Here is a 24,388-nt window from a genome sequence, read left to right as displayed (position 1 = left end):
GCTGGGTTGGCTTTTTTGCGTTTAGAAGATCGTATTTTACCTTGAGTCATGCTAACACTTTTTTATAGTTAAGTATCAATTTCAATAAGAGAGCAACTAAGTAATATTTTTACTCCATCGAGTAAACTGCTCTATACCAAGAGCCATTAATATATGGCAGAACCATGCACTATAGTTTTCAGGATGTTTTTCTACATCATGATAAAGCTCGTTTAATGAAATCCAACGATGATCCATAACTTCATCGGGATGACACTGTGGTGTTTTATCACTAAAGCCTAAAAAAAGATGATCAAACTCATGCTCAATAAGATCATCCGTGACTTTCTCATTATATAAAATCGTACCAATAGGTTGCATATCACACTGCATACCTAATTCTTCATTTAAACGCCGATGTATTGCTTGTGATAGAGGTTCATTGGGTAAAGGATGGCTACAACAAGTATTCGCCCATAGACCGCCAGAGTGATATTTAGTCAGTGCTCGTTGCTGGATCAACATTTGTTGCTTAGAATTGAAAATAAATAATGAAAAGGCTCTATGTAAGGCACCAGTAATATGTGCCTCCAGCTTGGGCATGGTTCCTAGCTCATTGTCATTTTTATCAACGAGGATCACGGCGTCTTTCACAAAAATCACCTTGGTAAAAATAAAAAAGAGTTATAACGCGAATATACCATGCATGTATATCAAATAATGGTTAATTGTGTTGTTCCTTTAATGGTATTAGTGGGTAACGCTACTGATAACATCATAATATAGTTGTTTAGTTTTCTAGGTTTAATTGAAGGTTTAAGGGAAATTATCTTCTTTACGATAAGCTATCTTGCCATTCTATAAAATTTATTATTTTATTAACATGTTGTTTTCTTTAAACTAAATAGAATATATTGATAATATCTATTACAGAGTTTACTAGATTCGAATTCTGATGAGGGGTAAGATAAATGTTAATTCTGCTACTTACTGTAGCAAAATCTAAATAAAGGAATTTAGTTATGTCTTCTATATTACCTCGCTCTGTAACATCCCCTAAAAAATTCTTTATTGGTAGTCAATTACTTGCTTCTGTTGGTAATTATATGAAAGATTTCGGAGATAATGCTTTTATTATCAGCGATGAATTTTTCCTAGAAAAAGTAAATAAAGAAGCTTTGTCGTCAATTAAAGAAAATGGGCTATCTGGTTTCGTTGAAAAATTTAATTACGAATGTACAGAAGCTGAAGTGGATCGCTTGGGTAAGATTGTTGTTGAAAATAAAGCGAATGTTATTATCGGTATCGGTGGTGGTAAAACATTAGACGTATCTAAAGCGGTTGCTTATTATCATCACCTCCCTGTTATTTTATTCCCAACGATTGCTTCTACAGATGCGCCTTGTACGGCCCTTTCTGTTCTTTATAAAGAAAATGGTGAATTTGATAAATACTTATTCTTACCTCAAAACCCTGATATGGTGATTGCGGATACCGCGATTATTGCTTCTGCACCACAACGCTTCTTCTCTGCAGGTGTCGGTGATGCTTTAGCCACTTATTTTGAAGCACGTGCTTGCTATCAAGCTGATGGACTTAATTTAGTTAATCAACGCCCATCACGTACAGGTTTAGGTCTAGCACAATTGTGTTTTGAAATATTGAGTGAAAATATTGATAAAGCAATGGATGCTGTGCGCCATAAAATTACCACACAAGCTTTAGAGCAAACTATTGAAGCGACTATTTATTTAAGTGGTGTGGGGGCTGAAGCAGGTGGTTTAGCAGCCGCTCATGCGGTCAATAATGGTATGTCTGCAGTTGCTTCCTTACATCATGTGCAACATGGTGAAAAAGTGGTATTTGGATTATTAACACAATTAGTGTTAGAAAATGCGCCACAAGAAGAAATTGATGAAGTTATTCGTATTATCAAAGCGGCTGAATTGCCATTAACGCTTGAAGATATGGGAATGAAAGAGTTTATTGAAAGTGAATGGCGTAATGTAGCGAAAATTGCTTGTGCAGAAGGTGATACCATGGGCAATATGCCGATGAAAGTGACTGAAGAAGATGTCTACAACGCAATGATTGCAGCGAATGCATTAGCGCATCGCTATAAATAATCTCAAGTATTTTTTTTAAATATCAAACCCCAAATAAATTGAATTTGGGGTTTTATTTTAATCTAAAGTTGGGTTCATCTGTGCCAGATCAAATGGTGTAATTTGATAAACATAATAATTTAGCCAATTTGCAAAGAGTAAATGGCCATGACTACGCCAAGATACAAGAGGTTTTTTATTAGGATTATTATCGGGAAAATAATTTTCAGGTAGTTGTGGTGCTAATCCAGCTTTAACATCACGATGATATTCGTCAGCTAATGTATTGGGATCGTATTCTGGGTGACCTGTGGCAAAGACAACTCGTTTATCTTTAGATGCGAATAGGTAAGCCCCAGCTTGCTCTGATGTTGCTAATATTTCTAAATCTGTATTTTGTTGAATAAACTCAACAGGAAAACCAGCATAACGTGAATGAGGGGCAAAGAATGTTTCATCAAACCCACGAGTCAGTAACGCGAAAGGATCACATGTTGTATGACGATATACCCCAGAAATTTTTTGTTTTAAGGTATATTTAGGTAAGTCATATAAAATATTTAGGCCCGCTTGAGCGGCCCAGCAAATAAAAAGTGTTGAAGTAACATGCTCTTTTGCCCATGTAATGATTTCTTTTATTTCCTCCCAATAAGCCACATCTTCAAATTCAACTAAACCTAATGGTGCTCCCGTTACAATCAAGCCATCAAAATTCTGTTCTTTAATTTGGGCAAAATCACAATAAAAAGTATCAAGATGCTCAACAGGTGTATTTTTGGGAACACGAGAATCAATACGCAATAATTGGATATCAATTTGTAATGGACTATTAGAGAGCAACCGTAGAAATTGATTTTCTGTTTCTATTTTTTTGGGCATCAGATTGAGTAACAGTACTTTTAAAGGACGAATATCTTGAATACTCGCTCTACTTGATGTCATGACAAAGACATTCTCATTGCGTAAACAACTCACTGCGGGTAGTTCGTCTGGTACTCTGATTGGCATCTCAATAACCTCTAAAAAAACATCTAGACATCTAGAAGCCTGAATTTAGCCAATTCAGATCTAAAAGTCGAGGTGTAGATGCTGTATATGAAGAATATTCATATAAGTAAATGTTATAAGCCGAGCTTTATGTGATCTTCGCATGATCTTAGTTTGTTTAATCATTCAACAAACCAAGATCACTCGAGTTATTTTTGAAATAGCCATTTTTATTCAGCCAAAAAACATTGGTGTAATCACATTGTTAAAAAATGTTTAAATAAAAATGGAATTCATTTTTGATTTTTGTAAAAACTGCATTAATCTTAATCAGGTGTGTAAAAGATTTTAGGGGAATGCAGAATGTCACAATCATTAACTACAGAAGCATTAAGCTTCACCAAACCTTTTGGAATAGCCGAAAAAGAGATATTAAATCATGATGTTGAGTCATTTTTAACTGATTTAGTCAGTCAGTTTTCAGAACGTCGTGACACCTTATTAGCAGAAAGAGAAATTTGGAAACAAAAAGTGGATAATGGAATGCTTCCTGATTTTATTTCAGAATCAGATTCCATTATAAACTCAGAATGGAAAGTGAATCCAATTCCTAAAGACTTGCAAGATCGTCGGGTCGAAATTACAGGCCCCGTAGATCGTAAAATGGTGATCAATGCATTAAATGCTAATGTAAAAGTATTTATGGCAGATTTTGAGGATTCACTTGCCCCGACATGGGATAAGGTTATTGATGGCCAAATTAATTTACGTGATGCTGTCAAAGGAACAATTTCCTATACCAATGAGCAAGGCAAGTGCTATCAACTAAAAGCATCGCCTGCGGTGTTAATTGCTCGAGTCAGGGGATTACACTTGCCTGAGAAGCATGTGCTATGGCAGGGAAAACCTATTCCTGGGTGCTTGTTTGATTTTGCCTTATATTTTTACCATAACTATAAAGCATTACAGGCAAAGGGCAGCGGGCCTTATTTTTACATTCCTAAATTACAAACTTGGCAAGAGGCAAAATGGTGGAGTGATGTTTTTCATTTCACTGAAAAACGCTTCGGTTTAGCCAGCGGAACTATTAAAGCCACAGTATTAATTGAAACTTTACCTGCGGTATTTCAAATGGAAGAGATCTTATTCCATATGAAAGAGCATATTGTGGGCCTTAATTGTGGACGTTGGGATTATATCTTTAGCTATATCAAAACGTTGAAGAATTACCCTGATCGTGTGTTACCGGATAGACAGGGTATTACTATGACTCAACCTTTCTTAAGTGCTTATTCCCGACTACTTATTCAAACTTGTCATAAACGTGGTGCATTTGCGATGGGAGGAATGTCTGCTTTTATCCCCAGTCGCTCTGCGGAGCAAAATGGTGTCATTTTACAAAAGGTATTTGAGGATAAAGAGCTTGAAGCAACTAATGGCCATGATGGTACTTGGATAGCTCACCCTGGATTAGCCGAAACGGTGTTATCTGCGTTTGATGCGGTATTAGGAGAGCGAGCAAACCAACTTGATGTACAACGTAATGAAAAGATCACCGCAGAAATGTTATTGGCCCCTTGTGAAGGTGAAAGAACCGCAACAGGAATGAGAGCGAATATCCGCGTTGCTGTGCAATATATTGAAGCGTGGATCTCAGGTAATGGTTGTGTGCCTATTTATGGGCTAATGGAAGATGCCGCCACGGCGGAGATATCACGAACCTCTATTTGGCAATGGATCCGTCATCAAAAACCATTATCAGATGGACAGATTGTAACAAAAGCGCTTTTTCGCAACATGTTGAAAGAAGAGCTGGAAGTTATTCGCCAAGAAGTGGGTGATACCCGCTTTGAGCAAGGTCGTTTTAAAGAAGCAGCAACCTTAATGGATAACATTACTACCCAAGATGAATTAGTCGATTTTCTGACTTTACCGGGTTATCAACTTTTAAATTAAAAAAGATACGTCATAACGTATTTATAAACTGCAAATATAAAACATCATCACTACCAGATTTATAGGAGTTATTTTATGTCTATGAGTAGATCAGAGCAGATTGCCCAATTAGAAAAAGAGTGGGAACAACCTCGCTGGAAAGGGATCAAACGTCCTTATAGCGCAGAAGATGTCATTAAATTACGAGGTTCCGTTAACCCTGAACATACCTTAGCAAGACGTGGTGCGCAACGGCTTTGGTCATCATTAAATGGTAAGTCGAAGAAGGGATATGTCAATGCATTGGGGGCTTTAACGGGAGGGCAAGCATTACAGCAAGCTAAAGCGGGATTAGAAGCCATTTATCTATCTGGTTGGCAAGTGGCGGCTGATGCGAATACTGCTGCCAGTATGTACCCTGATCAATCTTTATACCCAGTGGACTCTGTACCCAATGTTGTTCAGCGTATTAATAATACGTTTAGACGAGCTGATCAAATTCAGTGGTCAAATGGTATCGGCCCTCAGCATAAAGATTATATTGATTTTTTCCTTCCTATTGTTGCTGATGCAGAAGCGGGTTTTGGTGGTGTACTTAACGCATTTGAATTAATGAAAGCAATGATTGAGGCGGGTGCAGCAGGCGTTCACTTTGAAGATCAGTTAGCCGCAGTGAAAAAATGCGGTCATATGGGCGGAAAAGTCTTAGTACCTACGCAAGAGGCTGTGCAAAAGCTGGTGGCAGCACGTTTAGCGGCAGATGTTTCGGATGTTCCTACCTTATTAGTTGCTAGAACTGATGCGGATGCGGCCGATCTCTTAACTTCAGATTGCGATCCTTACGATAGTTCATTTTTAACTGGTGAGCGTACCGCTGAAGGTTTTTTCTGTACTCATGCAGGAATTGATCAGGCCATTAGTCGAGGGCTTGCTTATGCCCCTTATGCCGATTTGGTTTGGTGTGAGACTTCCACGCCAGATCTGAAAATGGCGGCTAAATTTGCCGAAGCGATCCATGATAAATATCCCGGTAAAATGTTAGCGTATAACTGCTCTCCATCTTTTAACTGGAAAAAGAATCTTGACGATAGCACGATCGCCCATTTCCAAGATGAGCTTTCTGCGATGGGGTATAAATTCCAGTTTATCACTTTAGCGGGTATTCATAGTATGTGGTTCAATATGTTCGATTTAGCGCATGATTACGCTAAAGGTGAAGGTATGAAACACTATGTTGAAAAGGTACAAGAAAAAGAATTTGCTGCACTATCGAAAGGCTACACCTTCTCATCTCATCAACAAGAAGTGGGCACCGGCTATTTTGATAAAGTGACGACGATTATTCAAGGTGGTATGTCATCTGTTACGGCATTAACTGGCTCTACTGAAGAGCAACAATTCTAGTCCTTACTGTGATGCACTTTTGTGGTGATAATTCAGGAGCAGGATGCTCCTCTTTTTCATGAGGTCAGTTGATGACAGCTGAAGACTTAGTCGCTCAAACGATCTTACAAGGCTTTGATGCACAATATGGGCGTTTTCTTGAGATAACGTCAGGTGCTCAATATCGTTTTGAGCAAGCAGATTGGCATGGTATTCAATTGGCGATGAAAGAGCGCATCCGCTTATACGATAATCATGTTGGATTAGTTGTGGAACAACTTAGATGTATCCGACATGATATTGATAAAGAAAGTGTTTTCTTACAAAAAGTCAAAGAGCGATACACACAATTATTACCTAACTATCCCCGTTTTGAAATTGCTGAAAGTTTTTTTAATTCAGTCTATTGTCGTCTATTTCATCATCGAGAGCTTAATAAAAAAAACTTATTCGTTTTTTCATCACAACCTGCGTATCGTTTTGCGCAAGCCCCTCGCCCTTTATCAAGAACGTTTGTTATACAAAGTGATTTACCCGCATTATTGCAAGATATTTTATCGCGCCTACCTTTGCGTTTACCGTGGCAAAATAAATCGCGAGATATTCAATTTATTTGCCAAACGCTCTATGCGCAATTTAGCCATGAGGAATTACAAAATGCGGTATTTCACATTGCTAATGAGCTATTTTACCGTAATAAAGCGGCATGGATGATTGGTAAGATAGCGATAAATAATCAATTTATTCCCCTGTTATTACCTATTCATAATATTGAACAGCACTTAGTTATTGATACCTGTTTAACGACAACAGATGAAGCCAGTATTGTTTTTGGTTTTGCTCGTTCTTATTTTATGGTTTATGCGCCATTTCCCGCGGCATTAGTAACATGGTTACGGGATATTCTCCCTGAAAAGTCTATTGCTGAGCTCTATATGTCGATTGGTTGTCAGAAACATGGCAAAACTGAATATTACCGTGAATACCTTGCTTTTATGAATTTTTCATCGGAACAATTTATTGAAGCTCCGGGGGTAAAAGGAATGGTGATGCTCGTTTTCACACTGCCTACTTACGATAGAGTGTTTAAAGTGATCAAAGATAGGTTTGCGCCACAAAAAACAATGACTGCAGAGCGTGTCAAAGAGTGCTATCGCTTGGTGAAAGAGCATGATCGTGTTGGGAGAATGGCGGATACGCAAGAGTTTGAGAACTTTGTTATTGATAAAAAGCGGATCAGTAACGACTTAATGGCGATCTTAGAACAGGAGATCCCCAATAAATTAGAAGATCTAGGTGATAAGTTACTGATCAGCCATCTGTATATGGAACGCCGTATGACGCCACTTAATATCTATATGGAGCAGTGTGACGATAAACAGTTAAAAGCTGTGGTTGAAGATTATGGCCAAGCACTTAAAGAGTTGATTGCCGCAAATATTTTTCCTGGTGATATGTTATTTAAGAATTTTGGCGTGACACGTCATCATCGCGTTATTTTTTATGATTATGATGAAATAAGTTATATGACAGATATGAATTTCCGTGCTATTCCTCCCGCTCGCTATCCTGAAGATGAACTGGCCAGTGAGCCTTGGTATAGCGTTGCTGAAAATGATGTTTTTCCTGAAGAGTTTCGTTACTTTTTATGTTGTGATAAGCAAGTATGTCATTATTTTGAAGCTCAACATCATGATCTTCTTTCACCTGAATACTGGCAACAACAGCAGCAAAGAATTAAACAAGGGTATATTGAAGATGTTTACGCCTATCCACAAAGTAAACGTTTTATTGATAACGATATCGGTTAATAAAATAGAGTAATAAAGATAGATAATCGAATGATATACCTATCTTTATTGGGTAATAATTAAAGCATTAAATTAATGTTGAGCGCCAGCAACAGCTTCTTTTGCTAGCTCAGTAATACGTTGATAATCTCCTGCTTTCACAGCATCACTAGGAACTAACCAAGAGCCACCGATACAAAGTACACTTTCCAGTGCAAGGTAGTTACGGTAGTTTTCAGGCGAAATACCGCCGGTTGGGCAGAAACGTACTTGTGAGAATGGTCCTGCAATTGCTTTTAATGCTTTAACGCCACCATTAGCTTCTGCTGGGAAAAACTTAAATTCATTTAAACCGTAACTCATACCGAGCATTAATTCAGAAACAGTCGAGATACCAGGGATAAGAGGAATAGAGCCTGCTACCGCAGCTTTTAATAGCGCATCGGTTAAGCCTGGGCTAATGGCAAATTGTGCACCCGCTTCTGTGACTTGGGCTAATTGTTGAGGGTTGATCACTGTCCCTGCACCAACAATGGCTTCTGGTACTTCTTTAGCAATGCGACGAATAGCTTCAATAGCGCAGTCTGTACGTAGTGTCACTTCTAAAACTTTTACCCCACCGGCGACTAACGCTTTTGCGACAGGTACAGCTTCTTCAATATGATTAATAACAATAACAGGAACAACGGGCCCTGATTTTAGTACAGACTCTGCACTTGTATTCCAATGATTCATCTTTATCTTTCCTAATCAGAAATAATGAAGAGCAAATAAATAGGCTTGCTCCTCATTAGGCAATGAAAACTTTATGTATTAAAAATCAATACAGCAAGCACCTTGTTCAGCACCTGATAAATGGCGACGTAAATTAACGAACAACTCACGACCGCAACCGCTATTGTTTGCGCTGAGATCAGGTATTTCGGTTTGGCGAGCTTCTAAGGTTTGTTCATCAACTAAGAGTGTTAATTCACCTGTTTTGCCATTAACACGAATAATGTCACCATCTTGTACTTTTGCTAATAGTCCACCGTTTACCGCCTCTGGTGTTACATGAATAGCGGCAGGAACTTTACCTGATGCACCAGAAAGACGACCATCTGTGACTAATGCCACTTTATAGCCTTTATCCATCAATACCCCTAAAGGAGGCATGAGTTTATGTAATTCTGGCATCCCATTGGCTTGGGGACCTTGATAACGCACAACGACTACACAATCTTTATTCAATTCACCGGCGCTAAATTTAGCGGCAATATCATGTTGGCTATTAAACACAACAGCAGGTGCTTCAATAATTTTATTTTCATCAGGCACCGCCGACGTTTTCATCACTGCTCGACCTAAATTACCTTCCATCACCTGTGTTCCGCCGTGTGAAGAGAATGGTGTATTGATATCGGCAATCACATCTTTATCTAAAGATTGTATTGCACCTTCACGCCAATCAAGTTTACCTTCATTTAGCCACGGCTCTAAGGTATAGCGTTCAATACCAAATCCTGCCACCGTATTGACATCGCGATGAATTAAGCCTTTTTTCAGTAATTCACGAATAATAAGAGCAAGACCACCTGCCGCTTGGAATTGGTTAATATCTGCCGGACCATTAGGATAAATACGAGCAATTAATGGCACAACTTGTGATAATTGAGAAAAATCATCCCAATTAATCATAATGCCCGCCGCCCGTGCCATTGCCACTAAATGCATGGTGAGATTTGTTGAGCCACCTGTGGCTAACAGCACAATAATACCGTTAACAATCACCTTTTCGTCAACTAATTGACCAATAGGTAAATAATTCCCCGAGTTTTCTGTTAAGCGTACAATTTGTTTTGCTGCCGCTTCTGTTAATGCTTCACGTAATGGAGTATCTGGATGAACAAAAGAGGAGCCAGGTAAATGTAAGCCCATTGCTTCCATCACCATTTGATTTGAGTTTGCTGTACCATAAAACGTACAAGTTCCCATACTATGGTAAGAGGCTGCTTCTGCTTCTAATAAAGCATTACGATCGACCTTGCCTTCTGCATACAGTTGGCGAATACGCACCTTTTCTTTATTGGGTAAACCACTGGTCATTGGACCTGCAGGGATAAAAATTGCAGGCAGATGACCGAATGACAGTGCTGCCATAGTAAGCCCTGGAACGATTTTATCGCAGATCCCTAAATAAAGGGCGCCATCAAACATATTATGAGATAACCCTACAGCTGCAGACATGGCAATAACATCGCGACTTAGCAGTGATAGCTCCATTCCATCTTGCCCTTGTGTCACACCATCACACATCGCAGGCACACCACCAGCGACTTGACCTACAGCACCAACAGTATGCAATGCCGCTTTAATTTTTTGTGGATAATCTTCATAAGGTTTATGAGCGGATAACATATCGTTATACGCAGTAATGATGGCGATATCATTATGAACCATATTCTTAAGTAAATTTTTATCTTCACTTTGACAGGCGGCAAAACCATGAGCCAAATTACCGCAAGCTAACTGGGCACGGTGTACGGTTTGGCTTTTAGCAGCTTCAATTTTTTTCAGATAAGCGCGACGAGTTATTTGTGAGCGAGCAACAATACGTTCAGTCACTTGTTGTACGGTTTCGTTTAATGCGGCGAAGTTGTTCTGAAACTGGTCATGATTTTTCGGGTTCATAATAGTGCTTCCTTTATTCACACAGGGTGACGGCATTACTTATTGCTATAAGAAAAAATATAAGCGCTTAGCAATAACTTGTTACCGGTAACATTGTTACGGGTAACAAGCTCAGTTGCAATACTCTTAAACCAAGCTTAAACAACATCTGTGATCGATATCAATTTTTTAAGATGATAAGTAACAGTTTTTTAATATTTAACGGCTAAAAATGAAAAAAAACGATTTTTGCATAAGCTGAATCGTTTTATTTAAGGAGAAGCCTTCCTAATTTGTACATAAATAAATAGAAAGGCCTAGCGGGGTTAACTTTTTACACCACCATATTCACGGCTGATCTGCTTAGCCGCTTTTATCACCAGTGCACCTAATTCCGTAATGCGTGAATCTGTCATTCTAGATACGGGGCCAGAGAGTGAAATAGCGGCAAAAGGCTGGTGGTGTTCATCATAGATACAAGCGCCAATACAACGTAAACCTAATGCATGCTCTTCATCATCAAAAGAGAAGCCTTGTTTACGAGCTTGTTCTAAATTCTCTTTTAATGCGGAAGGTAAGGTTTTGGTATAAGGGGTATAGGCCATCAGACCTTTTTTCTGTAAAAGGGGGAGTAACTTATTTTCCGGTAAAGTGGATAGAAATGCTTTACCTGCACCAGATGCATGCATTGGCAACTTGCCGCCAATTGGGGCAGACATTCTCATTAATGCATTACATTGTACTTGGTCGACAATCACCGCATCAAATTCAACTTGATCAAGAATAGCCAAATTAACGGTTTCACCTGAATCTTCCATTAATTGACGCAATATAGGGTGCACCATAACCAGTAGGTTACGGGTTTGCAGAAAGCTACTACCGACAATAAAGGCATGAGTGCCTACTACCCATAAACCTAAATCACCTACTTGGCGTACAAAACCATGTTGTTGCAAAGTAGTAAGTAAGCGGTGAGTAGTGGAATTGGGTAGTCCTGCTTGAAAAGCTAAATCAGTTAAAGCAATACCGCCTGGAGATTCGGAAATATATTCCAATAATGTTAAGCCACGGCTTAATGACTGAACGGGGCCACCTTGTGCAGTACTTTGAGTTGCGGGTGTTTTTGGCTTACGAGCTTTTTTATTGGTAGGGGAGACGGTCATACTTACACTCCAGAAATACTGTCCATATTATCCTCTATTATGACCTATATAACGTAATAAAACTCCTCTGATCTGTATATTTTTCAAAACAAAGCATATGAAAACAAATATTGATGTTATCGGGTTATGGTTAGGTGAAAATCTCTCATATTCCTCTTAGGAATCTTTGCAAAGAGATATGATAGGATAAAAAAACAACGAACTTGCTATATAACGAAAATAACAACAACACAATATTCTTTGGTAGAGGAAGCAATGTGACCATGATAACTCAGCAGCTTACGCAAGCATTAGCCAAACGGATCTTAGTCCTTGATGGCGCAATGGGAACCATGATCCAGCAATATCAGCTGGCAGAAGAAGATTACCGAGGTGAACGTTTTGCCCATTGGCAATGTGATGTTAAAGGGAATAATGACCTTTTAGTCTTGACGCAGCCGCAGATCATTACTGAAATTCATAATGCTTATTTTGAAGCCGGTGCAGATATCGTGGAAACAAACACCTTTAATGCAACCTCTATTGCCATGGCTGATTATCAGATGGAAGGGTTATGTGCAGAATTGAATGAAGAGGCTGCTAAACTTGCCAGAGCCTGTGCTGATAAATGGAGTGCATTAACGCCAGATAAACCACGTTATGTTGCAGGGGTATTAGGGCCGACCAATAGAACAGCATCCATTTCTCCTGATGTTAACGATCCCGCGTTTCGTAATATCTCATTTGATACATTGGTGATGGCTTATCGAGAGGCGATCTGCGGACTCATTAAAGGAGGGGTGGATTTAATTATGGTGGAAACCATTTTTGACACCCTAAATGCTAAAGCGGCTATTTTTGCGATTAAATGTGAGTTTGATAATCTTAATATTGAATTACCGGTGATGATCTCAGGGACTATCACTGATGCGTCAGGTAGAACATTAACAGGGCAAACCACAGAAGCCTTTTATCACTCACTACGTCATGCCGACGCGTTATCATTTGGTTTAAATTGTGCGCTAGGGCCAAAAGAATTACGCCAATATATTCAAACTCTCTCCCAAATATCAGAAACTTATGTCAGTGCTCACCCTAATGCTGGCTTACCTAATGCCTTTGGCGGATATGATTTAGATGCCAATGAGATGGCGGAACAAATCAAGGAGTGGGCGCAAGCTGGGTTTCTTAATATTGTCGGTGGTTGTTGTGGCACAACCCCTGCCCATATTCAGGCTATTGCTCAAGCGGTTGATGGCATAGCACCTAGAACATTACCTGTCATTAAAAAAGCCTGTCGACTCTCAGGTCTTGAGCCTTTGGTCATTGATGATAATTCGCTGTTCGTCAATGTGGGGGAACGAACGAATGTGACAGGTTCGGCTAAATTTAAACGTTTAATAAAAGAAGGTAATTACCAAGAAGCCCTTGATGTTGCTCGTCAGCAAGTTGAAAACGGTGCTCAAATCATCGATATCAATATGGATGAAGGCATGTTAGATGCGATAGAAGCAATGACACGTTTTCTTAATCTTATTGCGGGTGAACCCGATATTGCCAAAGTCCCGATTATGATTGACTCGTCAAAATGGCAAGTCATTGAGGAAGGATTGAAATGTATTCAGGGTAAGGGAATAGTCAATTCGATTTCGATGAAAGAGGGGGAAGCCCTTTTTATTGAGCATGCAAAATTAGTTCGTAAGTATGGTGCTGCAGTTGTTGTGATGGCATTTGATGAAATAGGGCAAGCAGATACTCGAGAGCGAAAAATAGAAATTTGTCAGCGTGCGTATCATCTATTAACTGAAAAAGCTGGATTTCCACCAGAAGATATTATTTTTGATCCCAATATTTTTGCTGTAGCAACGGGTATTGCTGAACATAATAATTATGCGGTTGATTTTATAGAAGTTTGTGCGGATATTAAATCTCAACTGCCTTATGCTTTAATTTCTGGCGGTGTTTCTAATGTGTCATTCTCTTTTCGGGGCAACGATCCCGTTCGGGAAGCGATCCACTCCGTTTTTCTCTATTACGCTGTAAAAAATGGTATGGATATGGGGATTGTCAATGCTGGGCAACTCGCTATTTATGACTCATTACCGGATGAACTACGTAATGCGGTAGAGGATGTTATTTTAAATCGCCATGCAGAAAGTACTGATAATTTACTGGCACTCGCAGAGCGTTATCGTGGTACTAAAAGTGAGGAACAGCACTCTACGCTTGCGCAATGGCGGCAATGGGAGGTCGAAAAGCGCCTAGAGTACGCGTTAGTGAAAGGGATCACCGAATTTATCATTGAAGATACCGAAGCGTGCCGCCAACAAGCTTCGAGTCCTATCGAAGTGATAGAAGGGCCATTAATGAATGGCATGAACACTGTGGGCGATCTGTTTGGTGAAGGTAAAATGTTTTTACCCCAAGTAGTAAAATCGGCACGGGTGATGAAACAGGCCGTAGCTTACCTTGAACCTTATATTCAAGCGACAAAAAAAGCAGGCAGCTCGGCAGGAAAAGTGTTACTGGCGACAGTAAAGGGAGATGTTCACGACATTGGCAAAAATATTGTCGGAGTGGTGTTGCAGTGTAATAACTATGAAATTATCGATCTGGGAGTCATGGTACCTTGCGATAAAATCTTGCAAACAGCCATTGATGAACATGTTGATATTATTGGATTGTCTGGATTGATCACCCCATCACTGGATGAGATGGTGAATGTTGCTAAAGAGATGGAAAGACGCGGTTTTTCTCTTCCTTTAATGATTGGTGGTGCGACAACATCGAAAGCGCACACGGCAGTAAAAATTGAGCCTAATTACAGCCACCCAACCGTTTATGTGCAGAATGCGTCAAGGACGGTCGGGGTGGTCGCTGCATTATTATCGGCCACACAAAAGGCTGATTTTGTCGCTAAAACACGCCGTGAATATGAAGTGGTACGTCAGCAGTATGCGAGAAAAAAACCGCGTACGCCTCCCGTTTCCTTAGCGACAGCTCGTGCCAATGCATTGCAGCTTGACTGGCAACACTATACGCCACCTAAGCCGAACCAATTAGGGGTACAACAAGTTACAGCCAATATTGAAACTTTACGTGAGTATATCGACTGGACGCCTTTCTTTATGACTTGGTCATTGGCGGGGAAATATCCACGTATATTAGAAGATGAGGTTGTCGGAGAAGAGGCAAGACGCGTTTTTGCAGATGCGAATGCCATGTTGGATAAACTCAGCCGTGAAAAATTACTGACACCGAAAGGTATCGTTGGTTTATTCCCTGCTAATCGCCTTGGTGATGACATTATTATTTACCAAGATGAAACGCGACAGCATGAGTTATTACGTTGTTGCCATTTACGCCAACAAACAGAAAAAAAAGAGTACCCTAACTATTGCTTAGCAGACTTTATTGCCCCTGTGGATAGTGGTCTTGCTGACTATTTTGGTGCTTTTGCAGTTACCGGCGGTCTAGAAGAAGATGCACTCGCTAATGGGTATGATAATGCTCATGATGATTACAATAAAATTATGGTAAAAGCGCTATCCGATCGTCTTGCAGAAGCTTTTGCCGAATATTTGCATCAACAAGTGAGAACCAAGATTTGGGGTTACAGTCCTGACGAAGCGCTCTCTAATGACGAGTTGATTAGAGAAAAATATCAAGGAACACGACCTGCACCGGGATATCCGGCTTGCCCAGAGCACACAGAAAAAGCAAAAATTTGGCAACTGTTAAATGTAGAAAATCGCATTGGTATGAAGCTTACTGATGCTTACGCGATGTGGCCGGGGGCTTCGGTATCGGGTTGGTATTTTAGTCATCCTGAAAGTAAATATTTTGCCGTCGCTCAAATTCAAAAAGATCAGGTGGAAGATTACGCCAAACGTCGTGGTATGAGTATGAGTGAAGTTGAGCGTTGGTTAGCCCCTAATTTAGGCTATGAGCCTTAATTAAACGGTATCTGAAGATTGTAATAATGTAATAAATAACAAGGTGATAATCATATCCCCTTGTTATTTTCTCTCGCAGTTCCCATTAAAGATGTATAAGCTGTAAGCCTGTATCAGAAAAAAGGACATGATGATGAGTTATACTTTGTATCTTCAGCAAACCCCAACAGTTGGCACTAAAGTTCCTTTTCCTTCTTTAGCCAAAGGAAATTACCCATTAAATGAAGTTATCATTAATGCGTTTTTAAATCTGATGCAATTAACAGGGAATTTGGATACAGATGCATTATTAGATGAAAAAATGTTTGATAAGATTTGGCTTAAGGCTGAAATGACACCGGCGCGCATGGAAGAAATTGGTGACTATATTTATCATCATATTCCTACACATCCAGCCCCCCTAGAAGAAGAGATCACACTATTTAAGCAAGCTATGCAAGAAGAAGAGGCATTGTTAGCTAAAGAGAGTGAAAAAGAAGGGTGTATTCCAATTTATAAGTTTGCTACAAATGATGGTTGGATTGTGACACCGAAAGAGTGTGAGATTATTGCCTCAGCACTTACAGCTAAGCTTCTTGAAGATAACCATGTATTTGTGGAACAAGTGGCTAAGATGTCTCATATTGCATATCGCTCGTTAGAAATCGCGTTGATTGATTTTGGTAAATTTAATCAATTTGCTAAAAAATATGGTGGTTATCGGGTATATTAAACGATGAAAGTAGGCTTTTTATAAGGAGCCTACTTAAGATGACTAACAATTAGAGAATAATGATTAATACTTTACGTAACTACTTTATTTGATGGTTTTTCTTTATCTATTTCTTTGATAATATCAGAATATAATTTTGATTTTAAATTATCTTCTACATTTTTAAACCATATGTTGTCATATATTTTCTTCATGTTGTGAATGCATTGAATATCAATTTCACTGAAAGATATATTTTCCTTTTTTATATAAAATGGTTTATGTTCAACGTAATATAAAAAATCTATTGTGGTGATTTTAGATAATGATCTACGATTATTTAATTCAGTACGCTGTTTTATTAAATCATCCTTTATATCCTTTATATTACTTATCTTGTTTGAAATATTAGATAATAATGTTTTATTCATATTTGTAATATCCTTTTGGGAAGAAGGATACGGTAGGTGTTTTGTCTTGAATGAATTCAAATCTCTTTTATATTGTTGTAGATTTTTATTTTCCTGATCAAGTATCCTATCAATAAATTCAATATTTTTTTCTATTTCACTAAGTCCTTTTCCTATCAATGGTTGTTTATTTATATTTAAACTGTCAGGAGTATTGTTAGAGTTTTTTAGTGACACTATTTCACTTCGTAGCTGATTTAAATATTTATTTGTATGTAAAAATAGATCTAATTTATTTTTTACTTTATTTTTAACAATGTGACAAATATCATAAGAGGATGCAATACTCATAAATTTCCTTAAAAAATAATAATAATATTAATATTATCTTTTTAACGAGATATTAGATTGCAAATATACTTCATAAGTGTGGTTTAAAAAATCTAAAGAGAGCATTGGCTCCCTTTAGAATGTAACTATTCATTATTTAAAATAACGTATCGTGTAGTTTTCTGACAATATTATCTGCATCTTTGCCATCCACTAATAAACATAAGTTATGGGTACTCGCACCATGACTTATCATTCTAATATTATAATCCTCTAAAGTGCCAAAAATCTGGCTTCCTAAGCCATTTACTTGCGATAGTGAATTACCAATGATAGCGACCAATGCCAGATCTTCTTCTACTTCCACGCGACATAATGCGGATAATTCTGTTAATAAAGCATTAGTTAACAGACTGCCTGATGAGCTAGTGGTACCTGTGGTATCCAATGTTAAAGCAATACTGACTTCTGATGTGGTTATCACATCAACCGAAATATGGTGGCGTGATAAAATGGTAAATATTTCTGCCAAAAAACCACGGGCATGAAGCATTTTCAAACTATGCAGGGTAAGTAGTGTCTGGTTTCTACGTAGTGCAATGGCACGAAACACAGGAGGATTATCAGTTTGTGCACAAACCAATGTACCACCTTCTTCTGGTGCTTTGCTTGAGCCGACAAACACAGGAATGCCACTACGCACTGCAGGTAATAACGTTGCGGGATGGAGAATTTTAGCACCAAAGGTTGCCATTTCAGCCGCTTCATCAAAGGCAATATGATCAATACGATGTGCTTGCGGGACTATTCTTGGATCAGTGCTATAAATACCAGGTACATCAGTCCAAATATCGACACGTGACATCCCTAATGCTTCACCAATCAGTGCCGCAGTATAATCACTTCCGCCACGTCCTAAGGTGGTGGTTTTTCCTTTAGGCTCTTGTCCGATAAAACCTTGGGTAACAATCACGGTTTCTGTTAAGCGGGGCTGAATTAAACTTTGTGTTAACTCAGTTAATTGCGCCATATCTGGCTCAGCATGACAAAACAGATCGTTGGTTTTCATTACTTTTCTGACATCAAACCAATCTGCACTTATTCCTTTTTCACGTAACAGTTCAACAAACAATAACGTTGACATCAATTCACCGTGGCTGACTAACTCATCGGTTAACGCATCAGAAGTTGCCAAGGCTGCCGCTTCTGACAGCATTTCAATATTTTCCAATAAGCGGTTTATTTCTTGAGAAATAATTTCTACTTGTGATAGTTGATTGATGATGGCGTATTCAATATCACGAACTTGAGCCAATAAAGCGGCTCTTTGTGTTGCTTCAACACCTGTCGCAAGTTCGATAAGCAAATTGGTGATCCCCGCTGAAGCAGAAAGAACCACCACACGGACTGATTTCTGTTTTAAGATAATATCTGCACACTTTTCCATCGCCGCAAAATTTGCCACGCTAGTGCCACCAAATTTGGCGATAGTAAAAGGTGATGAAGGTGTTGCAGTATTATCTTTCATTGTTGTATTCCTTTAGTCCCAGTGAGATGTTAAACACAGTTAGGAATATCGGTTATTGCCAAAAGAGTCAATCAAGAGTGAAGGATAATCAATTTAATTAATAATCACTCAAAGATTATCGGTTTTGCCTATGTAAGTAATTAATACTAGATTTGTTGAATGGTTTTGACGAATATCATCAAATAAGAAAGAATTGACCGTAACTATTAAATGACAGGCTACAATCTGAGAGTATCGGATTGTAATCTTAAGAGAGTATTGTGAATGAAAAATGTAAACCCAACTCATACCTTAGCTTGGAAGGCATTAGAAGACCATTTTGCCGTGATGAAAGATACAGAAATGAAAACACTGTTCTCTCAAGATCCATCACGCTTTAACACCTTTTCAAGAACGTTTTCAGACCAAATTCTAGTCGATTTTTCAAAAAACCGTATCACCCAAGAAACATTAGATAAATTACAGGCTCTGGCTAAAGAGTGTGATGTTGCTGGTGCGATAAAGAGCATGTTTAGCGGTGAAAAAATCAACTGTACGGAAGATCGTGCGGTACTCCACACCGCATTACGCAACCGTAGCAATACACCGGTTATGGTCGATGGCAAAGATGTGATGCCAGAAGTCAATGCTGTATTGCATAAAATGAAAGTATTTAGTGAGCGTGTGATTAGTGGTGAATGGAAAGGTTACACAGGTAAAGCGATTACTGATGTAGTCAATATCGGTATTGGTGGCTCTGATTTAGGCCCGTATATGGTGACAGAAGCACTGCGCCCTTATAAAAACCACTTGACCATGTATTTTGTTTCTAATGTTGATGGTACACATATTGCAGAAACCTTGAAAAAATGCGATCCAGAAACAACGCTATTCTTGATTGCTTCAAAAACCTTTACCACACAAGAAACCATGACTAATGCACACTCTGCAAGAGATTGGTTCTTATCTGCGGCTAAAGAGAGTGCTTTTGTCGCGAAACACTTTGTTGCGTTATCAACTAATAGTGCTGAAGTAGAAAAATTTGGTATTGATACCGCAAATATGTTTGAGTTTTGGGATTGGGTTGGTGGCCGCTACTCATTATGGTCAGCAATTGGTTTATCCATTGTATTATCTATTGGTTATGACAACTTTGAGCAGTTACTGTCCGGTGCTCATGCTATGGATAATCACTTTAGAACCACTGAAGCTGAAAATAATATTCCGATGATATTGGCGCTTATTGGCATTTGGTATAACAATTTTTTTGGTACCGAAACTGAAGCGATTCTGCCATACGATCAATATATGCACCGTTTTGCTGCTTACTTCCAACAAGGTAATATGGAATCCAATGGTAAATATATCGACCGTGATGGAAACAAAGTCAGTTACCAAACCGGACCTATTATTTGGGGAGAGCCGGGGACTAATGGTCAGCATGCGTTTTATCAATTAATTCATCAAGGAACCAAACTGATCCCTTGTGATTTTATTGCACCAGCGATCAGCCATAATCCATTATCTGATCATCATGCAAAACTAATGTCGAACTTCTTTGCACAAACCGAAGCATTGGCATTTGGTAAAACTCGTGAGCAAGTCGATACAGAGTTTGCCTCAGCAGGAAAAGATCCCGCAACCATGGGGTATGTGGCACCATTTAAAGTGTTTGAAGGGAATCGTCCCACCAACTCCATTCTTTTAAAAGAGATCACTCCCTATTCATTAGGCGCGTTAATTGCGATGTATGAACATAAAATCTTTGTACAAGGTGTAATTTTCAATATCTTCACCTTTGACCAATGGGGCGTTGAGTTGGGCAAACAATTAGCTAATCGCATATTGCCTGAGTTAAAAGGTAAGGAAAGTGTTAACAGTCATGATAGTTCAACAAATAATTTAATTAATCGTTACAAAGCATGGCGTTAAGAGAATAAATTAAGTGTGATTAAGCGCTTATAACCAAGGAGGTTGATGGTGACCTCCTTTGTTTTTTCTCAATTTGAGTGAATTCTGATTATCTTTTAACGTTTTTTTAGATTATTTATACGAAATGTTATCAGCTTTTAACTTCCTATCGCTACATCATGATATCCTTAGTGCATAATGATTTATAAAGTTAGGATCATCATAGTTGTGATGATGAAAGAATGTTTAAAAAATCCATAATTACTCACGCACCTATTCACTGGTTATCAGATGAAGAGCGTGAAGAAGTCGCAGAAAATACCTTAAGTTGGCTGCTGGAATTAGGTTCAATGACACGACGTTTTGAGCAACATTGCCATCAAGTGACGGTAATGCCATATCAAGAAGGTTTTATTGAATATATCGAGCCTGCTGATGAACAAAAGTGTTTACCTTATAGCCGACGCTATTGGCTAAGAGAAATCGTCCTTTGTGGGGATAATGTACCTTGGTTATTAGGGCGAACATTAGTGCCGGAAGAGACATTAACGGGTGAAGATCGCCAATTAGTGAATTTGCGTACGGTGCCATTAGGACGTTATCTGTTCCAGGAAACAACCTTAAGTCGTGATTTTATTCATATTGGGCAACAAAATGGACATTGGTTACGTCGTTCCCGTTTCCAGCTTTCAGATAAACCTTTATTATTAACTGAGGTGTTTTTGCCTGCATCACCTGTATATAAGCAGTAGTTAGGGGGAGCTAAAATTGGAGGGAAGTATGACGCACAATAAATGGCAGGCGTATAGCCGTTTAATGCGTATAGATAAGCCTATTGGAGCGCTATTATTACTTTGGCCAACGTATTGGGCATTATGGATCGCCGCTAAAGGCTTTCCTGACTGGCATATCCTAATTGTATTTACTCTAGGTGTGTTTTCCATGCGTGCCGCTGGGTGTGTAATAAATGACTTTGCTGACAGAAAAATTGATGGCAACGTTGAACGAACTAAAAATAGACCATTACCTAGTGGTGCTGTAACGGAGAAAGAGAGCAAGATTATCTTTATTGTCTTGGTGCTGTTTTCGTTTGGATTAGTGCTTACGTTAAACACCATGACCATTTGGTTATCTATTGCCGCACTTGCACTCGCATGGTTTTATCCTTTTGTAAAACGTTTTAGTAATTTGCCTCAATTAATTTTAGGTATGGCCTTTGGTTGGTCTATCCCTATGGGATTTGCTGCAGTTTCTGAAACACTACCTTTAGTATGTTGGTTACTCTTTTTGGTCAATATTATCTGGTCTGTTGTGTATGACACTCAATATGCCATGGTCGATCGCAATGATGATTTAAAAATAGGGGTGAAATCGACAGCCATTCTGTTTGGTCGTTACGATAAAATCATTATTGGTATTTTACAGTTAGTAATGTTGGCATTATTAGTGGCGATTGGCATTTTGCTGAATATGAAAGGGATCTATTATTGGTCATTGTTACTCGTGACAGCCCTGTTTATTTATCAACAGAAATTAATTGCTGAACGGGAAAGAGCCCCTTGTTTTCAAGCGTTTATGAATAATAATTATGTCGGTTTTGTTTTATTCGCAGGTATTTTATTTAATTATTTCTAATAAATATATTACCAGCACTAGCTGAGCACTGAAGTTGCATAAAAATAAAAGGGATAAGCCAATTGCTTATCCCTTTTCTATTACTGATTATAGCGCTATTTGCTATTAAGCAACTACTTATCCATGTTGGATTCAGGGTTTTCCTCAATCGCTTGTGCTGAATTGTTATCTTCAGTAACGCCTACACTCTCAATGGTTAAACGAATTTCTGGTGACATTAATTTCGCAATAACTTGGTAAAGTGCAGAGGCATCTGCTTTGAGGATATCTTCATTATCTTTGAGATAACCTTCTTCACGCAGTGTAGAAACTAAAGTGGAGAAAACCGCTTTATCAAAGAACTCAGGTGCGTTAATACCATGCAATACAGAAAGTCGTTGCGCCAAAATGCGGCTTTCTCTTTCTAATAGTGCACGGCTAATTTCAGGAGCAAAATTGAGTAGAGAGAGCGTAATACCATAACGCTGTAGCGTTTCTCTAACACTTGCTGCTAAAAGCTGTAATGGGCGAATACGTGCTGGATTGATCCGTAATATGCCATCATCAGCACAGCAAATTAGACGCTGGCGACAAAGCTCACTAATCAGTGTATTAACCACATCAGGTAACTCCTCTTTTTCATAGCGAATAAACAACTCAGCTTTGATAAGAGGGAAAATTAATTCTACCTGTTTCATTAAGTCATCACGGTGTATACGCTCGTGATGCAAGACAATGCTCGCAATTAATGATGGTGTAACCATTAAGTGAATGGTGTTATTGCGATAATAAGTCATCAATACGGCACTTTCACGAGGCAATATAATAATATCGCCAAGACTATCCTGCTCAACTTGGAATTTATCTGTTTGCAAGGCGTGTGCTAATAATGTCTCTGAGCTTTTATCGGGGACAACCATATCTGATGAGTAAGGCACATTACGCAGTAACTGTAGATAACAATCTATTTGCTCTAATAATTGTTCTTTAGTTAGTGCTCGCTGACGGGACGCTAGCAACGCCGTAGAGACAAGGTTAATCGCATTAATCGAAGCGGCATTATTAATATTGACCATAATATTATCCGCTAACGCACTAACTGCAGGATTTAACCAGCTTGGACGTTGTGGCTCAATGGGATCAATATCATCGCGCCAGTCAGGCACTGCCTGATTAAGGTATTGTGATAGCGAAATAGGTTCACCAAAATTGACATAGCCTTGACCAAGGTTACGTAGTTTACGTAATCCTCTGATCATCTGCATAAAACCTTCTTTCTCTTTTGTCGCACCACGCAACTCTTTGGCATAAGTGGCAACTTCCATGACATGCTCATAGCCAATATAAATGGGAACGATGGAAATAGGGCGTGTCTCACCACGTAACATGGCTTGCACGGTCATTGACAGCGTCCCTGTTTTAGGATCTAACAGTCGACCTGTACGGGAGCGTCCACCTTCAACAAAATATTCAATAGAGTAGCCTCGAGAGAATAATTCACCTAAATATTCCCGGAAGATGGTTGAATAAAGTTTATTTCCTTTAAAGGTTCGACGAATAAAGAAAGCCCCTAAATGACGGAAAATCGGTCCTGCTGGCCAGAAATTAAGGTTAATACCCGCAGCAATATGTGGGGGAACCAATCCTTGATGATAAAGTACATAGGAAAGCAATAAGTAGTCCATATGACTACGGTGACAAGGTACGTAGACAATTTCATGTCCATCTTGCGCAAGTTGGCGCACACGTTCTGCATTAAAAACGTTGATACCTTGATAGAGCTTATTCCATGTCCAGCTTAATACACGATCAGTCATTCGTACCGCTTCATAAGAGAAATTAGCGGCGATCTCTTCCATGATATCAGTGGCATTTTTACGTGCTTTATCAAGCGTAATTTTTTTCGCTTTTGCTTCATCTTCAATGGCTTTTTCAATGGCTTTGGATGCCAATAGTTTATTGAAGAGATCTTGGCGTGCAGGTAGTTTTGGGCCAACTG

17 protein-coding genes are annotated in these 24,388 nt (G+C 38.9%); 9 read left to right on the top strand and 8 right to left on the bottom strand.

Annotated elements, in window-relative coordinates; genetic code table 11:
* Window positions 1-96: 96 nt before the first annotated feature.
* Entirely contained in the window at window positions 97-642 is a 546-nt protein-coding gene (gene idi / locus HMPREF0693_RS13145; protein ID WP_004245930.1) for an isopentenyl-diphosphate Delta-isomerase, read from the bottom strand.
* Between the two features lie 359 nt (window positions 643-1,001).
* Between idi and HMPREF0693_RS13140 the strand changes: the two genes are divergently transcribed.
* Window positions 1,002-2,105, top strand: coding sequence for a glycerol dehydrogenase (locus tag HMPREF0693_RS13140; RefSeq protein WP_004245929.1), 1,104 nt, complete (start codon window positions 1,002-1,004; stop codon window positions 2,103-2,105).
* Window positions 2,106-2,162: 57 nt separating this feature from the next.
* Here the strand turns inward: HMPREF0693_RS13140 and metA are convergent, their stop codons facing one another.
* Entirely contained in the window at window positions 2,163-3,092 is a 930-nt protein-coding gene (metA, locus tag HMPREF0693_RS13135) for a homoserine O-acetyltransferase MetA (protein ID WP_004245927.1), read from the bottom strand.
* Between the two features lie 342 nt (window positions 3,093-3,434).
* Between metA and aceB the strand changes: the two genes are divergently transcribed.
* The 3 genes from aceB (at window position 3,435) to aceK (ending at window position 8,200) form a co-directional block, all read left to right on the top strand.
* Window positions 3,435-5,027 (top strand): malate synthase A, encoded by a 1,593-nt coding sequence (gene aceB / locus HMPREF0693_RS13130; RefSeq protein WP_004245926.1) that lies wholly within the window; start codon window positions 3,435-3,437, stop codon window positions 5,025-5,027.
* 75 nt (window positions 5,028-5,102) lie between these two features.
* On the top strand, window positions 5,103-6,410 hold the full coding sequence (gene aceA, locus HMPREF0693_RS13125) for an isocitrate lyase (protein WP_004245925.1): 1,308 nt from the start codon (window positions 5,103-5,105) through the stop codon (window positions 6,408-6,410).
* Window positions 6,411-6,481: 71 nt separating this feature from the next.
* A complete protein-coding gene (aceK, locus tag HMPREF0693_RS13120) occupies window positions 6,482-8,200 on the top strand; it encodes a bifunctional isocitrate dehydrogenase kinase/phosphatase (RefSeq protein WP_004245924.1) in 1,719 nt (572 codons plus the stop codon).
* 72 nt (window positions 8,201-8,272) lie between these two features.
* Here the strand turns inward: aceK and HMPREF0693_RS13115 are convergent, their stop codons facing one another.
* The 3 genes from HMPREF0693_RS13115 to iclR all read right to left on the bottom strand — a co-directional run bounded on the left by HMPREF0693_RS13115 (window position 8,273) and on the right by iclR (window position 11,991).
* Window positions 8,273-8,914, bottom strand: a complete 642-nt coding sequence (locus HMPREF0693_RS13115) for a bifunctional 4-hydroxy-2-oxoglutarate aldolase/2-dehydro-3-deoxy-phosphogluconate aldolase (protein WP_004245923.1) — start codon at window positions 8,912-8,914, stop codon at window positions 8,273-8,275.
* Window positions 8,915-8,992: 78 nt separating this feature from the next.
* Window positions 8,993-10,849 (bottom strand): phosphogluconate dehydratase, encoded by a 1,857-nt coding sequence (gene edd, locus HMPREF0693_RS13110; protein ID WP_004245922.1) that lies wholly within the window; start codon window positions 10,847-10,849, stop codon window positions 8,993-8,995.
* Window positions 10,850-11,154: 305 nt separating this feature from the next.
* Window positions 11,155-11,991 carry a glyoxylate bypass operon transcriptional repressor IclR gene (gene iclR, locus HMPREF0693_RS13105; protein ID WP_004245921.1) on the bottom strand — a complete coding sequence of 279 codons (837 nt, stop codon included), beginning with the start codon at window positions 11,989-11,991 and terminating at the stop codon, window positions 11,155-11,157.
* 263 nt (window positions 11,992-12,254) lie between these two features.
* Here iclR and metH point away from each other — a divergent pair, with 263 nt between their 5' ends.
* Window positions 12,255-15,926: a methionine synthase gene (metH, locus tag HMPREF0693_RS13100; RefSeq protein ID WP_036932456.1), complete on the top strand. Its 3,672-nt coding sequence runs from the start codon at window positions 12,255-12,257 to the stop codon at window positions 15,924-15,926.
* Between the two features lie 133 nt (window positions 15,927-16,059).
* Window positions 16,060-16,638 (top strand): hypothetical protein, encoded by a 579-nt coding sequence (locus HMPREF0693_RS13095; protein WP_004249153.1) that lies wholly within the window; start codon window positions 16,060-16,062, stop codon window positions 16,636-16,638.
* A gap of 71 nt (window positions 16,639-16,709) precedes the next feature.
* On the opposite strand, the gene HMPREF0693_RS13090 is transcribed toward HMPREF0693_RS13095, so the two are convergent.
* Window positions 16,710-17,378 carry a hypothetical protein gene (locus HMPREF0693_RS13090; RefSeq protein WP_004245917.1) on the bottom strand — a complete coding sequence of 223 codons (669 nt, stop codon included), beginning with the start codon at window positions 17,376-17,378 and terminating at the stop codon, window positions 16,710-16,712.
* A 136-nt stretch (window positions 17,379-17,514) separates the two neighbouring features.
* Window positions 17,515-18,885, bottom strand: a complete 1,371-nt coding sequence (gene lysC / locus HMPREF0693_RS13085) for a lysine-sensitive aspartokinase 3 (RefSeq protein WP_004245916.1) — start codon at window positions 18,883-18,885, stop codon at window positions 17,515-17,517.
* Window positions 18,886-19,149: 264 nt separating this feature from the next.
* Between lysC and pgi the strand changes: the two genes are divergently transcribed.
* From pgi to ubiA, 3 genes are all read left to right on the top strand, one after another.
* Window positions 19,150-20,796, top strand: coding sequence for a glucose-6-phosphate isomerase (gene pgi, locus HMPREF0693_RS13080; protein ID WP_004245915.1), 1,647 nt, complete (start codon window positions 19,150-19,152; stop codon window positions 20,794-20,796).
* Window positions 20,797-21,017: 221 nt separating this feature from the next.
* A complete protein-coding gene (ubiC, locus tag HMPREF0693_RS13075; protein ID WP_004245914.1) occupies window positions 21,018-21,527 on the top strand; it encodes a chorismate lyase in 510 nt (169 codons plus the stop codon).
* 28 nt (window positions 21,528-21,555) lie between these two features.
* Window positions 21,556-22,410 (top strand): 4-hydroxybenzoate octaprenyltransferase, encoded by an 855-nt coding sequence (gene ubiA, locus HMPREF0693_RS13070; protein WP_004249157.1) that lies wholly within the window; start codon window positions 21,556-21,558, stop codon window positions 22,408-22,410.
* A gap of 113 nt (window positions 22,411-22,523) precedes the next feature.
* Here the strand turns inward: ubiA and plsB are convergent.
* Window positions 22,524-24,388, bottom strand: a 1,865-nt coding sequence (gene plsB, locus HMPREF0693_RS13065; protein WP_004245911.1) for a glycerol-3-phosphate 1-O-acyltransferase PlsB, incomplete at its 5' end; no start/stop codon positions are given.

The sequence above is a fragment of the Proteus mirabilis ATCC 29906 genome, assembly GCF_000160755.1.
Classification (GTDB): Bacteria; Pseudomonadota; Gammaproteobacteria; order Enterobacterales; family Enterobacteriaceae; genus Proteus; species Proteus mirabilis.
Note: the sequence above shows the minus strand (reverse complement) of the source record. Positions and strands in the feature narration are given on the sequence as shown.

Bases quoted from the DNA above. Each gene is read 5' to 3' on its own strand.
- HMPREF0693_RS13140 (WP_004245929.1), top strand. From the start codon at position 1,002: ATGTCTTCTATATTACCTCGCTCTGTAACATCCCCTAAAAAATTCTTT.
- metA (WP_004245927.1), bottom strand. From the start codon at position 3,092: ATGCCAATCAGAGTACCAGACGAACTACCCGCAGTGAGTTGTTTACGC.
- aceB (WP_004245926.1), top strand. From the start codon at position 3,435: ATGTCACAATCATTAACTACAGAAGCATTAAGCTTCACCAAACCTTTT.
- aceA (WP_004245925.1), top strand. From the start codon at position 5,103: ATGTCTATGAGTAGATCAGAGCAGATTGCCCAATTAGAAAAAGAGTGG.
- aceK (WP_004245924.1), top strand. From the start codon at position 6,482: ATGACAGCTGAAGACTTAGTCGCTCAAACGATCTTACAAGGCTTTGAT.
- HMPREF0693_RS13115 (WP_004245923.1), bottom strand. From the start codon at position 8,914: ATGAATCATTGGAATACAAGTGCAGAGTCTGTACTAAAATCAGGGCCC.
- edd (WP_004245922.1), bottom strand. From the start codon at position 10,849: ATGAACCCGAAAAATCATGACCAGTTTCAGAACAACTTCGCCGCATTA.
- iclR (WP_004245921.1), bottom strand. From the start codon at position 11,991: ATGACCGTCTCCCCTACCAATAAAAAAGCTCGTAAGCCAAAAACACCC.
- metH (WP_036932456.1), top strand. From the start codon at position 12,255: ATGATAACTCAGCAGCTTACGCAAGCATTAGCCAAACGGATCTTAGTC.
- HMPREF0693_RS13095 (WP_004249153.1), top strand. From the start codon at position 16,060: ATGAGTTATACTTTGTATCTTCAGCAAACCCCAACAGTTGGCACTAAA.
- HMPREF0693_RS13090 (WP_004245917.1), bottom strand. From the start codon at position 17,378: ATGAGTATTGCATCCTCTTATGATATTTGTCACATTGTTAAAAATAAA.
- lysC (WP_004245916.1), bottom strand. From the start codon at position 18,885: ATGAAAGATAATACTGCAACACCTTCATCACCTTTTACTATCGCCAAA.
- pgi (WP_004245915.1), top strand. From the start codon at position 19,150: ATGAAAAATGTAAACCCAACTCATACCTTAGCTTGGAAGGCATTAGAA.
- ubiC (WP_004245914.1), top strand. From the start codon at position 21,018: ATGTTTAAAAAATCCATAATTACTCACGCACCTATTCACTGGTTATCA.
- ubiA (WP_004249157.1), top strand. From the start codon at position 21,556: ATGACGCACAATAAATGGCAGGCGTATAGCCGTTTAATGCGTATAGAT.